Source organism: Alphaproteobacteria bacterium, assembly GCA_033344895.1.
Taxonomy (GTDB): domain Bacteria; phylum Pseudomonadota; class Alphaproteobacteria; order UBA8366; family Aestuariispiraceae; genus Pacificispira.
The window spans coordinates 3,160,832-3,174,702 of sequence record JAWPMN010000001.1 but is presented as its reverse complement, the minus strand read 5'-3'; the positions used below and the strand labels follow the sequence as shown (position 1 = coordinate 3,174,702).

15 protein-coding genes are annotated in these 13,871 nt (G+C 61.3%); 6 read left to right on the top strand and 9 right to left on the bottom strand.

What is annotated here, in order from left to right; translation table 11 throughout:
* The first annotated feature begins 41 nt into the window (after positions 1–41).
* The 4 genes from R8L07_15260 (at position 42) to R8L07_15245 (ending at position 2,285) form a co-directional block, all read left to right on the top strand.
* Positions 42–437, top strand: a complete 396-nt coding sequence (locus R8L07_15260; protein MDW3206894.1) for a hypothetical protein — start codon at positions 42–44, stop codon at positions 435–437.
* Positions 438–516: 79 nt separating this feature from the next.
* A complete protein-coding gene (locus tag R8L07_15255) occupies positions 517–1,137 on the top strand; it encodes a tail fiber protein (protein ID MDW3206893.1) in 621 nt (206 codons plus the stop codon).
* Positions 1,138–1,205: 68 nt separating this feature from the next.
* On the top strand, positions 1,206–1,826 hold the full coding sequence (locus R8L07_15250; GenBank protein MDW3206892.1) for a tail fiber protein: 621 nt from the start codon (positions 1,206–1,208) through the stop codon (positions 1,824–1,826).
* Positions 1,827–1,949: 123 nt separating this feature from the next.
* Positions 1,950–2,285, top strand: a complete 336-nt coding sequence (locus R8L07_15245; protein ID MDW3206891.1) for a hypothetical protein — start codon at positions 1,950–1,952, stop codon at positions 2,283–2,285.
* Positions 2,286–2,309: 24 nt separating this feature from the next.
* Here the strand turns inward: R8L07_15245 and R8L07_15240 are convergent, their stop codons facing one another.
* From R8L07_15240 to R8L07_15210, 7 genes are all read right to left on the bottom strand, one after another.
* Entirely contained in the window at positions 2,310–2,858 is a 549-nt protein-coding gene (locus R8L07_15240; protein ID MDW3206890.1) for a GNAT family N-acetyltransferase, read from the bottom strand.
* Positions 2,859–2,966: 108 nt separating this feature from the next.
* Positions 2,967–4,298 (bottom strand): pitrilysin family protein, encoded by a 1,332-nt coding sequence (locus R8L07_15235; GenBank protein MDW3206889.1) that lies wholly within the window; start codon positions 4,296–4,298, stop codon positions 2,967–2,969.
* On the bottom strand, positions 4,295–5,653 hold the full coding sequence (locus R8L07_15230) for a pitrilysin family protein (protein MDW3206888.1): 1,359 nt from the start codon (positions 5,651–5,653) through the stop codon (positions 4,295–4,297). Before R8L07_15230 ends, R8L07_15235 begins: the two co-directional genes overlap by 4 nt.
* A 128-nt stretch (positions 5,654–5,781) precedes the next feature.
* A complete protein-coding gene (locus tag R8L07_15225) occupies positions 5,782–6,381 on the bottom strand; it encodes a DUF3035 domain-containing protein (protein MDW3206887.1) in 600 nt (199 codons plus the stop codon).
* 76 nt (positions 6,382–6,457) lie between these two features.
* Positions 6,458–6,931 carry a signal peptidase II gene (gene lspA, locus R8L07_15220; protein MDW3206886.1) on the bottom strand — a complete coding sequence of 158 codons (474 nt, stop codon included), beginning with the start codon at positions 6,929–6,931 and terminating at the stop codon, positions 6,458–6,460.
* 1 nt (position 6,932) lies between these two features.
* Entirely contained in the window at positions 6,933–9,815 is a 2,883-nt protein-coding gene (gene ileS / locus R8L07_15215; GenBank protein ID MDW3206885.1) for an isoleucine--tRNA ligase, read from the bottom strand.
* 315 nt (positions 9,816–10,130) lie between these two features.
* Complete coding sequence (locus tag R8L07_15210; protein ID MDW3206884.1) at positions 10,131–11,012, bottom strand: LysR substrate-binding domain-containing protein; 882 nt, start codon at positions 11,010–11,012, stop codon at positions 10,131–10,133.
* 194 nt (positions 11,013–11,206) lie between these two features.
* Here R8L07_15210 and R8L07_15205 point away from each other — a divergent pair, with 194 nt between their 5' ends.
* The gene (locus R8L07_15205) at positions 11,207–11,533 is read left to right on the top strand and encodes a hypothetical protein (GenBank protein ID MDW3206883.1); all 327 of its coding nucleotides are present in this window, start codon (positions 11,207–11,209) and stop codon (positions 11,531–11,533) included.
* 15 nt (positions 11,534–11,548) lie between these two features.
* Here R8L07_15205 and R8L07_15200 read toward each other — a convergent pair whose 3' ends face one another.
* On the bottom strand, positions 11,549–12,556 hold the full coding sequence (locus tag R8L07_15200; protein MDW3206882.1) for a succinylglutamate desuccinylase/aspartoacylase family protein: 1,008 nt from the start codon (positions 12,554–12,556) through the stop codon (positions 11,549–11,551).
* Complete coding sequence (locus R8L07_15195) at positions 12,553–13,158, bottom strand: peroxidase-related enzyme (GenBank protein ID MDW3206881.1); 606 nt, start codon at positions 13,156–13,158, stop codon at positions 12,553–12,555. Before R8L07_15195 ends, R8L07_15200 begins: the two co-directional genes overlap by 4 nt.
* A 156-nt stretch (positions 13,159–13,314) precedes the next feature.
* On the opposite strand from R8L07_15195, the gene R8L07_15190 reads away from it, so the two are divergent.
* Positions 13,315–13,866, top strand: a complete 552-nt coding sequence (locus R8L07_15190) for a PAS domain-containing protein (protein ID MDW3206880.1) — start codon at positions 13,315–13,317, stop codon at positions 13,864–13,866.
* Positions 13,867–13,871 lie beyond the last annotated feature (5 nt).

Below are 13,871 nucleotides of genomic sequence, written 5' to 3'. Positions count from 1 at the left end.
GACCGGTCAGGCGGAAACAGCAACATCGGGAGGAGTCCGATATGGCGAGCACGAAACGGTTGGAACTGCGGGATGCCACCCTGGAGTTGTTCAAATCCCACATCGGCAGCAAGTTCGAGACTACCCTTTCCGCGAGTAGAACCGAATCTGCGGGCAAGAGCGACGACGGCGCCCAATCCGACGAGGTTCTGGTCGAACTGGAACTGATCGAGTGCCACGACCAAGGGACGATTGACTGTCCGGACAAGCCGGACAGCGACACTCTGCTGACACGTCACCGCTTTTGCGTGGTCTTCTCCGCGCCGGACAACCTCGCGCTACACGATGGTGCCTATGACCTCCGGCACGCGGAACTGGGTCAGATATCCGGCATCTCACTGAGCCGCGATGTCGGCAAGGACGGAAAGGCCGCCTTTCTGACAGCGGTATTTTCCTGATTCCGGCGGGCACGGTACTTGGTCGCGCGTCGGGCATATCACTCATACACACGCAAGTTGGAACCGGGGGAGTAAGAAAATGGAAGCGTTTTGCGGCATGATCGCCACTTTCGGGTTTACCTTTGCCCCACGCGATTGGGCGTTCTGCAGCGGCCAGTCAGTGGCGATTTCACAGAATCCGACGCTCTATTCGCTGATCAGCACCTTTTATGGCGGCAACGGTCGAACAGATTTCAAATACCCAGATCTGAGGGCCCGCATGGCCGTCGGCTCTGCCTCCATGGGCCCCCCGCTGGGCCTAACTTTTTCCTATCCGTTGGGCGAGTTGTATGGGTCTCAGATACAGAGGCTCAATGTGAACAACCTGCCCAGTCACGATCATGTGGCGGTCTTCACGCCTACCAGCAGCACCATGAACATGGCCGTCAAGGCATCAACCGATGCGGCGACGAAGCGTGCCCCGGACACGGGTGATTATCTCGCCAGCCAGCCACAATTGGGCACTTTCCCGGATATGTATGTCGACGGCAACGCAGTTGGCGCCTCGGTTTCCCTCGGCGGAGTATCCGCATCTTTAGGACTGGCGGGGGAGGTGAGCGTCGGCAACACGGGCAACGGGACCCCTTTTGAGATCGTCAATCCCTTGCAGGCCGTCAATTTCTGCATCTGCGAGGACGGCCTCTATCCGTCTCGGAACTGACAGCCGATCCAAGGCCGGCGGACCATAACGCCGGGGCGCGCAAGCCAGATTGAAGGGGGAGTGATACAATGGATGCATTCTACGGAATGATCGCATCGTTCGGATTTAACTTTGCGCCTGTGAACTGGGCGTTCTGCAGTGGCCAGACTGTATCCATAAGCCAGAATCAGGCTCTGTATTCGCTGATCGGGTCATATTTTGGTGGCGACGGACGGGCCACTTTCGGTTATCCCGATTTGCGGGCACGGGTGCCGGTGGGCTCAAACATGATGGGCGCTGCTGCGGGACTAACTTCATTTCCGCTCGGCACGCGCTACGGCATTCAGACCCAAGAATTGTCGACGGCACATATTGCGGTCCACACACATCCCGCTACATTCGAGGCAACTGGCTCCACGATCTCCGTAACAGTGGATGCGTCCATCGATCCGGCCACGAAACGCGTCCCTGCGGACGGCGACTATGTCGGCGGCCAGCCCGCTCTGGGAACCTTCCCGGACATGTATGTCGCCAATAATGAAGTGACTGGTTCCGTTCCGCTTGGCGGGGTCTCAGCCTCCATCAGCAACGTGACAGGCACCGTCGCTTTGGAAAAAACGGGCAGCAACCTGGATTTTCAAATCGTGAACCCGCTTCAGGCCGTGAACTATTGCATTTGCGAGAATGGCATCTACCCGTCGCGCAATTGAGCGACGGTTATTCTGAGGCTTCTAGTCCGGGCAATGGTGGAACCGAACTTTCCGATACGCCCGACTATCCTATCCCGGCGGCCACCATCATGGCGATGCCCCAAATGACTTTGCGAGAATGAGATGACTGACAGAGAACTGGAAATGGGCGCGGTGGTACCGGAGACCTTCGAAGCGCATATCGGCGAAACCTTTCGGGTCTACAATGAAGGCGGCGAGATTCAGGCACGTCTGGTCCATGTCCGGGTTTCGGGCGAACCCATTCTCGGGCTGAGGGAGCGCCCGTCCTTCTCGGCGATTTTCATGACCGATCTTGTGCCGCCATCGGGCGAATCGATCTGCGTGACCCTGGAAAACGAGGGCTTCGGCATTCTGAAAAATGTGACGATCACACCGAATTGCGGCGTCCCGGCGCCGGAATGGGGCGACGGGCAACGCTGGTCGGTCGTTTTCGGCTGAAACCAGGCCGCCGCGACCCGGTCCCTATTTAGACGCCTGCGTCATGGCGCCGGGCTGGCCAGCCATTGCGTCACCGCCCGGATACCAGATCAACATGTGATGTGACCCGCCGTCCGGCGCGTCGGCGACGACGAAACCATGGGCCAGAAGCCACTGGTAGAGCGGAGGATTGTTGATCGCGACAGAGACCGCAAGCGGGCACTTGGATGGGCCGCAGGCTGCCAGCAGCGCCATGATGACGGACTGACCAAAGCCTTTGCCGCGCGCCTTCTTGACGAACCCCAGGTCGATGACCCGCGCTTCCGTCCCGCCCCAGTCCAGTGTCAACTTCCCGATCAGATCCCCGGTTTTCTCGATCACAAAGTAAAGGGCATTGGGAAAGGCGCCGCCGTAGCCGGATGTCTGGGCCCGCAACTGCATGTCCAGCAGTTCCTCGATATAGGCCCGGTCCGCATCGACCATCTTCAAGTCCTCGCGTTGATCGCGATGAAGTTTCTCGAGAAACGGCTTGTCCGCGGGCCGCGCCGGGCGGATGGACAGACCGTTCGGCATCGTGGCGAGCCCCTGAAGCATCGGAAGTTCCCTTTCTCTGTGCGTTACCCGCCAGAGTATAAAATTTCCGACATCACCGCTTCCAGACTATTTTGCCGGGAGCATGTGAATTAATGGGAACGCCTGGCTTCAGCCGCCAATCCCTTCCGGCTTCCCGACCACGACGAACAACAGGTTGTCCGGGTCAAGCCATTCACCGGCCAGTCGGTTCACATCCTCATCGCTTACCGACTCGACCTGCGCATTTCGCGTCTGGAAGTAGTCGATCGGAAATCCGTGGTACTGCATTGCGTCCAGTTGCGAGGCGATCTGCGAGGAATTGGTAAAGCGCAGCGGGAAGGAGCCGGTCAGGTAGGTCTTTGCATCGGCGATCTGCTCCGTGGAGACACCGTTGTCGCGGATGTCCTTCAGGACAGATCGAATCAGGCCGATCGTTTCGCCCACCCGCGCGTTCTGGGTCGCCGCACCGCCGCGCAGCAGCGCCGCGTGGTCCATCGGATGCAAGAAGGAATAGACAGAATAGACCAGCCCTCGTTTGACGCGGATTTCATCCGTCAGGACCGAACTGAAAGATCCTCCGCCGATCACGTAGTTCAGCACCATCCCGGCATAGTATTGTGGATCATCAATCTGCAGGCCCCGCTGCGCAAACAGGATCGTGCTCTGCGGGATATCCATCTCCACCACGACCGTCTTGCCCGTGATCTCCGGATCGATATCCGGCGTCGGATCCGCCCGGCCGGTTTCGGGCAGGGCGCCGAACACCCTGTCGAGTGCCGCGCCAAGCTCCAGCGGCTCAATATCACCGACGACGCCGATCGTCAGCCTGTCCCGGGTCAATGCCTCCCCCAGGAAACGGCGCATATCGTCTACGGAAATCGCCGCCAGACTGTCCTCTGTTCCCTCCACCGGATCGGCGTAAGGGTGATCTCCGAAGATGGCTTCCCGCAAGGCCTTTCCTCCCCGGCTTTCCGGGTCGCTCTCGGATTGACGGATGCCGACCATGATCTGGCTTCGGATACGCTCCACCGGCTCCGAATCGAACCGCGGTTCGGTCAGCGCCAGACGCAGAAGTTCCAGCGCATCGTCCCGATACCGGTTCAGCGTGTAGAAACTGCCGGAGAATGCATCGCGTCCTGCGCTGAAGGAGATGCGGATCGACTGATCGGCCAGCCGTTGCTGATAGGTCTTGCTGTCATAGGGGCCCGATCCCTCATCGATTGTCGACGCGACCAGGTTGGCGGTCCCTTCCTTTCCTTCCGGGTCGAGACCGGCGCCGCCGCCCTTGAAGGAGAATTCGATGGCCGTGACCGGGACCGTATCGTCGCGCACCAGCCAGGCCGTGATCCCGCCCGGGCTGACGACCTCCTCGACCTGGACCTCCGCCTGGGCAGGATGAACGGCCCCCAGCGTCAGGACGGCCAGAACAATGAGCACAAAGGCAACGGGGCGGCCGGTCATTGGCTTTCTCCCTTCGGGCCGTCGGCGGGCAGGAGGCGGCTGACGACCTCGCCCGGCCGGGACAGGTATTTGCGGGCGGCTTCGTTCACCTGGTCTGTCGTCACCGCGCCGATGCGCTCCGGCCAGGTCTCGACATCCTCCAGGCTCTTGCCGGTCGCCAGGGCCCGGCCGATGGTCATGGCTGGCCCGCTCAGGCTGTCGCGCGCGGTCGCCGCCGCATCCTGCAGCCGGACAATGGCGCGCTGGACCTCGGATTCCGTAACGCCGTTTTCAAGCAGTTTTGCGATTTCCTCGCGAAGCGCCGCCTCTGCGGCGTCCAATGTCGTACCGTCCGCCGGGCTGACGAAGAAGCCGATCGTACCGGGACCGCGACCGTCGCCGTCATACCAACCGCCGGCGCCGACCGCGACGCCGCGATCGATGACCAGGGCACGATAAAGCTTCGACGTGTTGCCGCCACCGATGATCTGGGACAGCACGTCCAGCGCATAGGTTTCGGCTTTGTCCGTCGCTGTATTCCAGGACGGCGCCGGTTTCCGGATCGAAACACTGGGCTGCCGGACGCGCGGATCACGATAGGTCACTTCGGTCGCGACGGTCATCGGCGGTTCGCGAAACTCCGGCCGATCGGGGATCTCGCTTGGCGCAATCACGCCGTAATACTTTTCCGCCATCGCGAAGACCTCATTCGCCTCGACATCGCCGGACACGACCAGGATTGCATTGTTGGGGGCGTAATAGGTCTTGTAGAACTCAATCGCATCTTCCAGCCGCAGCGCCTCGATTTCGTGACGCCAGCCGATCACCGGATTGGCATAAGGATGGTTTCGATAAACCGCCGGTGCCGTCTGCTCCCAAAGGATCGACGACGGCTCCGTATCGACGCGTTGACGGCGCTCCTCGAGAACGACCTTCTTTTCCGGCTCGAAATGGTCCTGTGCGATATCCAGATTGGCCATCCTGTCGGCCTCGAGCCGCATCACGAGATCGAGTCGATCACTGGCGACCGACTGGAAATAGGCCGTGAAGTCCTGGGAGGTGAAGGCATTTCCCTTCCCGCCATTACGCGCGACAATCGCCGAAAACTCGCCCGGTTCCAGGGTGTCGGTGCCCTTGAACATCAGGTGCTCCAGAAAATGCGCGATCCCGGAGCGGCCAGGAGGCTCGTCCATCGCGCCGACGCGATACCAGACCATATGCGTTACGACCGGGGCCCGATGGTTTTCCACGACAACGACCTGCATGCCGTTGTCGAGAAACGTCTCCTTCGCATTGAAGACTTCGGCCTGCGCCGACTGAAACACGGCGAGCAGCACCAGTGCCGCCGCGCCGATCGAGGCTTTCGAGGACCGCATCCGCTACCCTTCTTAATCGATGTTCTGTGACCAACGATTACGCAAATAGGAAGGACGGCGAAAACATCCACCGTTCGACACAGAAATTCCCAATTATGGAAACGAAATCAAGCGGGCCTTGAACGCGCTTAGAACGGCCACTCGAACCAGGATTTCTCGCCTTCGCGGGTGATGATCGGCGTCTGGCCCTCGGTTACCGGCACGCCCAGCGCGGAATTGCCCTGAATGCGACGGGTTTCCTCATTGGCATCGATCACGTCACCGGATTTTTCCGCTTCACGCCAGAAAACCAGGTCATCCACGAAGGATTCCTGTTCCGCCGCAAGGGCAGCTGTTTCCTCATCCACCACAAGGCGGATTTCCGGGCTGGCCTCAATAGCACCTGTGCGGTCCAGCAGCGTCATTTCGCCCGGCGTCACGCCGGCCCGGCGCAACTGGGCCTCTGTCTCCAGGCGACGCTGAACGGCTTCTTCGCCGAATACCGCACGCTGGGCATCCAGTTGCGGCTTCAGATCCTGAAAGCGTTGACCATTGGGATCGGGCGGACGAAGGCCATATTCCGGCGGCAGCGACAGCGGCGCACGGGACACAACGGCGAACTCGTCCGGCGTCGTCTTTTCCAGCCCGAGAATTTTGCCGGTGTCAGCCGAACAGGCCGTCAGCAGCATCGTCCCGCCCAGCAGGCCGATCGTTACCAGTCTTCCACCCAATTTACGCGGTCCCGTCATTGTCGGTCCCAAATCCGTTCGTTTATGGAACGCTGCCATGTCGCCGACAGTATAACATACTTGCCGACACCCCTCATCATGTAAGGGGTTTCGCCTTTCCGAACAAGCCGTCAGCGGCAACCAGCACCGCACCCACGACGATAGCACAATCGGCGATGTTGAAGGCCGGCCAGTGGTACCCGGCGACATGAAAGTCCAGAAAATCCACCACACCGCCATATAACAGGCGGTCCAGAGCATTGCCGAAGGCGCCGCCGACGATCATGCCACAGGCGACGGCCAGGTATCGGCCCGTCGCCTTGCGCAGCAGGAACCACCAGATCCCAAGAGCGATTGCCACGGCCAGTCCCGCAAGAATGTATGGCCCGTAGGCCGAATCATTGCTGAACAGTCCAAAACTGACGCCCCGGTTATACACCAGCACCAGATTGAAGAACGGCGTCACTTCGACCGGACGCGCGCCACCTTCGAAAACGGACAGAATCCAAGGTTTGGAAACCTGATCCGCCACGAAGACCAGCGCGGCAATGACGAGACCCAACCGCTGCATCTTATTCGGCCGCTTGCACCGCACCGGCCACGGCGTCGGCACACCGGCCACAGGCGCCGGGCGCATCGGGCCGCTTGCCGACATCGGGCAGAACCTTCCAGCAGCGTTCGCATTTCTGGCCATCCGCGCGACGGAACACGACCGCTACACCAGGCACGTCCGGGAGGGTGAACGCCCCTTCCGGCGCATCCGACAGCGTGATTTCGGCACCCGATGTGATCAGGATATCCGCGAGATCCAGCCCCTCGAAAGCGGCCTTGAAATCTGCGTCGGCATGGATGACCGGCGCCGCGTCCAGGTTGGCGCGGATTTCCTTCTCGTTGCGCTTCTGCTCCAGCGCGGTCAGGACCACCCGGCGCAGTTTGCGGACTTTCGTCCAACGCGCAGCCTCCGATTCCGACAGGGCCCAATCAACCGGCACCTTCGGCATCTGGCGCAGATGCACCGAATTACCGGCATCCGTACCGGTTCTGGCCAGCCAGGCCTCCTCCGTCGTGAAGCTGAGGATCGGCGCCAGCCAGGCCGTAAGGCTTTCGAAAAGGATGTCGAGCACCGTCAACGACGCCAGGCGGCGCGGGCTGTCCGGCGCATCGCAGTACAGCGCATCCTTGCGGATATCGAAATAGAAGGCCGAAAGATCGACCGCGCAGAATTCATGAAGTTCGCGGAAGATCAGGGTAAAGTCGTAGGTCTCGATCCCCTTGCGGACCAGCTTGTCCAGTTCCGCGATGCGGTGCAGGACCCAACGCTCCAGCTCCGGCATGTCCTTCGGTTCGACCCGCTTGGAAGGATCGAAGTGGGCGAGCGAGCCCAGCAGCCAGCGGAGTGTGTTACGGAAGCGCCGATAATAGTCCGTAAGCTGCTTCAGCATGCTTTCGCCGATGCGCAGATCGCCGGAATAATCTTCCGACACGACCCACAGCCGCAGGATCTCGGCGCCGTATTTCTCGTTCACTTCCGCCGGGACGACGACATTGCCCAGCGATTTCGACATCTTTCGGCCGTCTTCGGCCATGACGAAACCGTGGGTCAGCACCGCGTCATAGGGCGCACGGCCGCGCGTACCGCAGCTCTCCAGCAGTGAGGAATGGAACCAGCCGCGATGCTGATCCGACCCCTCCAGATACAGCGACGCCGGCCATTGCAGATCTTCCCGCTGCTCCAGGCAGAAGGCATGGGTCGAACCGCTGTCGAACCAGACATCGACGACATCGCGAACCTGCTCGTAATCGTCGGCCTCGTAATCGTTGCCCAGGAAGCGCGACGGATCGCTGGAGAACCAGGCATCCGCCCCTTCCTCCCGGAAGGCCGCGACGATGCGATCGACGACCGCCTGGTCACGCAGCGGCTCGCCGCTTTCCTTGTGCACGAAAACCGGGATCGGCACACCCCAGGCACGTTGACGGCTGATGCACCAGTCCGGACGCTCCTTGATCATCGAATGCAGGCGCGTCTTGCCCTGCTTCGGATAGAATTCCGTATCGTCGATGGCCTGCAGGGCGACGTCGCGCAGACCATGGCTCTCCATCGAGATGAACCACTGCGCCGTGTTACGGAAGATCAGCGGCGCCTTCGACCGCCAGCTATGCGGATACTGGTGGCGCAAGGAGCCCTTGGCCAGCAGCTTCCCGGCAATCGCCAGTTCGCGCATGACCGACGGGTTGGCATCGCCTTCCTTGCCGTCCTGCGTGATGACGACCTTACCCGCCATGACCGGCACGAAATCGTAGAAGCTGCCGTCTTCGCCCACGGTCTGGGGGATCTCGATCCCGTGCTTGCGTCCCAGATGCCAGTCATCCGCACCGTGGCCCGGCGCGATATGCACAAAGCCGGTACCGGATTCGTCGGTGACATAATCCGCGTGATAGACCGTGACGTCGAAATCGTAATGGCCGTTCGCTTCGGCATGGCCGCGCCAGGGATGCGCACAGACAGTGCCCTGCACCGCCGCGCCCTTCAGCTCGGCGACGATCTTGTGGCCGGTGATCTTCGCCTGCGCGCAGGTCGCGTCGACCAGCGCCCTGGCGACTGCCAGCTTCTCACCCACTTCCACGCCCTTGGCGCCGTCGCCCAATTCCGTCACTTCCAGCACGACATAGTCGAACTCCTCGTGACAGGCGATGGCGCGGTTGCCGGGGATCGTCCAGGGCGTGGTCGTCCAGATGACGACCGACGCGCCGTCCAGCTCCGGACTGGCAGGCTTCACGACCGGGAACTTCACCCAGATCGTCGTCGAATTGTGTTCCATATACTCCGCTTCGGCCTCGGCCAGCGCGGTTTTCTCCACCGCCGACCACCAGACCGGCCGCGCGCCCTTGTACAGGCTGCCCTGCATCAGGAATTTGCCGATCTCGGCCGCGATCTGCGCCTCGGCATCATAGGACATGGTCAGATAGGGGTTTTCCCAATCGCCCAGCACGCCAAGGCGTTTGAACTCCTCGCGCTGGATGTCGATCCACTTGTCGGCGAAGTCGCGGCATTCCTTACGGAATTCGGCGACCGGAACGGCGTCCTTGTCCTGACCTTCGGCGCGGTATTTCTCTTCGATCTTCCATTCGATCGGCAGACCGTGACAATCCCAGCCCGGCACATAGCAGGCGTCATAGCCGGTCATCTGGCGCGACCGGTTGATGATGTCCTTCAGGATCTTGTTCAGCGCATGACCGATATGCAGATGGCCGTTCGCATAGGGCGGGCCGTCATGCAGGATGAACTTCTCGCGCCCTTTGGCGTCCGCGCGCAGACGGGACCACAGGTCGGTCTCCGCCCAACGCTGCAGGATTTCCGGCTCGCGCTGCGGCAGGCCCGCGCGCATCGGGAAATCGGTCTGGGGCAAGTTGATCGTGTCTTTGTAATCGACGGGTTGCGTCGTATCGGCGCTCATGGGTCAGCTTCCAGTCACGTGAAAATCGAGATTCCGGATCGGGGCGGCGCCCGGAACGGCCTTTTCGGCCGAACCGACACCAGTCTTATCCCGACACCCGCGCGCCCCGGCCCGCAGGGGTCGGGCCGATAATTCGTATGGGCGCCGCAAAGCGCGCCTGGACTTGGGTCATACCGGATTTCATAGCGGCGCGACTTTATGGGCAGGGCGCCCCTGAATCAAGCGCGCGATACCGTGGTCGCCCCTGGAATTCGCATGCGAGAGGCCAGCCTGATGGCGATCATATCGGGACAGACCGACGGCGTAACGCCCCACTCACATTGCCGCCGGGTCGGCCAGCATTTCCGCAACAGCCATGGCGGCGCGGATGGTGGCCAGGCGGCAGCGGTTTTCCAGGCAGACCACGGCATAACGAACGGTCAGATCCGCACCGGCGATCTTGATCCTGCGCAGTCCCGCATCCCGGCCGAATTCGCTTTCAAAGACGACACCGACCCCCAGGCCCGCGACGACGGCTTCCCGAATCGCCTCCCGGCTGCCGATTTCCAGATGCGGCCGTAGTTTCAGTCCGCGGGCGGCAGCGGCGGCCTGCAGCACGTCGCGCGTCACCGACCCGGCTTCGCGCAGGATCAACCGTCGCTCCAGCAATAACGACAGTGGGATCGGGGCGTCCCCTTCCGGTTCTGACGCCGGCGCGATCGCCACCAGCCGGTCACGCCGAAATGGAACCGCGAACAGGTCCGGCGCGTCCGGCGGGTTTGAAAGCACCGCCACGTCGCAGCGATACTCCCTTAGATCTCGCAAAACGGAACGCGCCCCGCCAACCGAAACGGACAGGACCAGCCCGTCATGCCGGGTCTTCAATCCGGCCAGGAACGTCATCGCGTGGTGCGGCGATTCCGTGCCGATCGCCAACGCTCCACGGGCCGGATCCCGTATTCCGGACAGTAAAGCCTCCGCCTCCCCTTCCAGTGCGAAGACCTGCTCGGTCACGGCCAGCAGGTCCTGCGCCAGGGGTGTCAGGGCAATGCGACGACCGCGCCGGTCGAACAGGCGGACGCCGTATCCGTCCTCCAGCGCCTTCACCTGCGCGGACAGGGTTGGCTGGGACACGCCCAGAGCCTGTGCCGCACGGGTGAAACTGCCCTCATTGGCGACGTGATGAAATGCACGAAGTTGACTATGGTTCACGGACATGTCGGCCCCTCCCCTGAATCCCTTGGCCAGTCTGTCACATAATCAAAATCTATCTAACAGATTAATATCATGGGCTGGACGCATGAAGGATCGTACCTTTGCTTACCGCCCCCTGGGCATCCATTTACCGCGTGTTAACAAAGCCTGCCTAGAATCCTCACATTCCCAATGGGAATTTTGCGGATCGGGTCACGATGGTTGTCATGGAAATGTATCAGAATGAAGCGCAGAAGATGGATCGCCGCGAGGAACTGCGGCTGACGACGGTTCTGCCGACTCTGGAACTCGATGGGCGGCTGCGTTCATTGCAGGATTTCAGTTCGAACGGCTTCCGTGCAATCCTGCCCGAGGCCTATCGCCATGTCGGCGCGAGCGGCGAGGCGAACCTGCACATGCAGGCAGCGGGCTACAGAATCCGAAAACGCATAGCCTTCGAAGTCCGGCATGTCGAGGGCGACTCCGTAGGCGTCCATTATGAGACGCTGGAGACAATCGACGAAAGCAGCACCGTTCTGTTCTGATCAGCCCCGCGCCGCTTACACCATTTCCGCATGTCCGATGTGAAACAGGCCGTCGCCGCGCACCACCCGCGCAGGCACGCGGTGGGCAAGAATATAGCCGCCGCGGGGCAGGATGACATCCAGTGGCGGCTTGTCCGGGGTTTCCGGAAAGTGAATTCGCGCGACAAGCTGCCCCGACTTTACCGTGTCGCCAGCATGGGCAAGCGGTTCATAGAGGCCCGGCTCCTGGGCGGAGAGGAGGCTTTCATCCCTGAGTTCCGGCGGATGCGGCGGAATCGGCCCTGCCGCCATTTCGTCATCATAGCTGCCGACTGCACGAAGGGCGCGCAGCACACCGTTCTGCGCAGCCTTGCGAATGTCAGGGTCGACCGTCCCGCCGCCACCAAGTTCCAGCGTGAATCCGGCCGCGCCCGCACGCCAGGCCGCGGAACTGGAGTACCAGCCATCCCCGTCCGGGGCATGGTACAACGCCACCTGCAATCCAAGCGCCGCCATGACACGGCGGCGTAGATCGTTACGCGCATTGCCCTCCACCCAGGACGTCATGCCGAAGGGCACGCAATACAGCGAGCTGCCGCCCGAATGAAGGTCGATGACCAGATCGGTTCCGGCGATCAGCCGATGTTCGATGAAATGCGCCAGCATTTCCGTCGGCGTACCGCGCGGTTTTCCCGGAAAGGTCCGGTTCAGGTTGCCACCGTCCGCAGGCGATGTGCGTGTACCGGCCTCCGCCGCCGGAAAGTTCGCCATCGGCAGCAGGGTCAGTCTGCCGTTCACCCGTGCGGGATCCAGTTCCCGGATCAGGGTCGACAGGATCACCTGCCCCTCATACTCGTCCCCGTGATTGCCCGCCATAAGCAGCACGGACGGCCCCTCATTTCGACCGACGAAGGATGCGATCGGTACCGGGATATGGCCATAGGCGGACCGGTGCACCGAATGCGGCACGGTCAGAAATCCACAATTGCGGCCCTGTGCCGTGAGGTCGACCGTGCAGGCGATCGGATTGGACGTGTCGTTCATTCGTGCTTCCAGTTGTCAGGATCGGCGTCATTGCCCGGAGACCGCCCCAGAACGTCGCCATCCATGTCGACCCCCAATCCCTGAACGGTGCGATTGGCATAGGCGAAATACGCGGTAACCTGGTTGATCTCTAAAATCTGACCATCCTTGAACCCGGCCTCCCGCAGGGCTTCGATGTCAGACTTCGAAACCTTGCGCGGGTCGAGGGTCAGTTTCTCGGCATAATCCAATGCCCTTGCCGTCTGGCGGTCCAGGGCCTCGTATGGTCGGCGTGCCTCCAGCGCCTCCCGGATGAGCCGCGCGCGCTCCTTGTCGCGCATCAGTCGCTTCAGGCCCGCATAGTGATGCTCGGCACAATAGGCGCAGCCGTTGAGCAGGCTGACATAAATGCCGATGACCTCCAGAATCCACTTTGGGAGTTCGTTGTCGTAATGGTGCAGGACCGCCTTGTAGAGGGTCATATGCCCCTCCAGCGTATGTGGCCGCAGGGAATGCGCCATCATGATGTTGTCGACATTCTCGTCCGGTCCCGACACCCGGTCATACAGGGGTTTCAGGTTCTCCCCCGCATCCCGATAGGCGACGGTCTTGATCCAGGCCATCGTAGTCCCTCCGATCCGTTCGCGTCGAAGTGGATCACGACGGCCCGCCTTCGCCAAGGGTCGAAACCTCGGAATGTCTGATGACATTGTCATCGGTCGTGGTATCCATGTTTGAAGGTAACTCGAATGTTCGCCCAATCGCATTGAGGATCGGGAATGCCGGGGCAGGTCACAGCACGGAAACAGAAGCTATCCGAACTTCCGGACCCCGACGCGCGGATCATGGAGTTGCTCGACGCCTGGAAATCCGTGCGCGGTGAAAGCATTGTCCCGAGAAAGCGGGACTTCGACCCCCTGAGTGTTCCGCGTCTCTTGCCATTGATCTGGCTGTATCGGCTGGACCCGGAAACCGACGACTTTGTCTGCAAGCTGGCAGGCGAGGACGTGAACCGCTCCTGGGGCTACAGCATTGCCGGCCATAAGGCACGCCGGATCCTGGGCGACCAGGATTACATCGTCGTCACGGAAATCTGGCGAAAGGTCCTGAACACTCCGCTCATTCACTACGGCAAGGGGGAACGTCTTCTCGAGAACCGCCTGTATTCGGCGGAGCGCCTCGTCCTGCCAATCATCGGCGAAGACGCAGTGGATGCCCGGCCGGACCATGTTCTGGGCATCAGTCTTTACCAGTTCGGTGATGTGGACGATACCCCTCCTCAAATTCTCCTCCAGAACGGATATCAGGTCCATTGTGCCGACATTGAATAACGGCA

Coding starts and splice junctions, on each gene's coding strand:
- R8L07_15235 (MDW3206889.1), bottom strand. CDS start 4,298: ATGACCGGCCGCCCCGTTGCCTTTGTGCTCATTGTTCTGGCCGTCCTG.
- R8L07_15230 (MDW3206888.1), bottom strand. CDS start 5,653: ATGCGGTCCTCGAAAGCCTCGATCGGCGCGGCGGCACTGGTGCTGCTC.
- R8L07_15260 (MDW3206894.1), top strand. CDS start 42: ATGGCGAGCACGAAACGGTTGGAACTGCGGGATGCCACCCTGGAGTTG.
- R8L07_15190 (MDW3206880.1), top strand. CDS start 13,315: ATGCCGGGGCAGGTCACAGCACGGAAACAGAAGCTATCCGAACTTCCG.
- R8L07_15255 (MDW3206893.1), top strand. CDS start 517: ATGGAAGCGTTTTGCGGCATGATCGCCACTTTCGGGTTTACCTTTGCC.
- R8L07_15245 (MDW3206891.1), top strand. CDS start 1,950: ATGACTGACAGAGAACTGGAAATGGGCGCGGTGGTACCGGAGACCTTC.
- R8L07_15205 (MDW3206883.1), top strand. CDS start 11,207: ATGGTTGTCATGGAAATGTATCAGAATGAAGCGCAGAAGATGGATCGC.
- R8L07_15200 (MDW3206882.1), bottom strand. CDS start 12,556: ATGAACGACACGTCCAATCCGATCGCCTGCACGGTCGACCTCACGGCA.
- R8L07_15195 (MDW3206881.1), bottom strand. CDS start 13,158: ATGGCCTGGATCAAGACCGTCGCCTATCGGGATGCGGGGGAGAACCTG.
- R8L07_15250 (MDW3206892.1), top strand. CDS start 1,206: ATGGATGCATTCTACGGAATGATCGCATCGTTCGGATTTAACTTTGCG.
- R8L07_15240 (MDW3206890.1), bottom strand. CDS start 2,858: ATGCTTCAGGGGCTCGCCACGATGCCGAACGGTCTGTCCATCCGCCCG.
- ileS (MDW3206885.1), bottom strand. CDS start 9,815: ATGAGCGCCGATACGACGCAACCCGTCGATTACAAAGACACGATCAAC.
- lspA (MDW3206886.1), bottom strand. CDS start 6,931: ATGCAGCGGTTGGGTCTCGTCATTGCCGCGCTGGTCTTCGTGGCGGAT.
- R8L07_15210 (MDW3206884.1), bottom strand. CDS start 11,012: ATGTCCGTGAACCATAGTCAACTTCGTGCATTTCATCACGTCGCCAAT.
- R8L07_15225 (MDW3206887.1), bottom strand. CDS start 6,381: ATGACGGGACCGCGTAAATTGGGTGGAAGACTGGTAACGATCGGCCTG.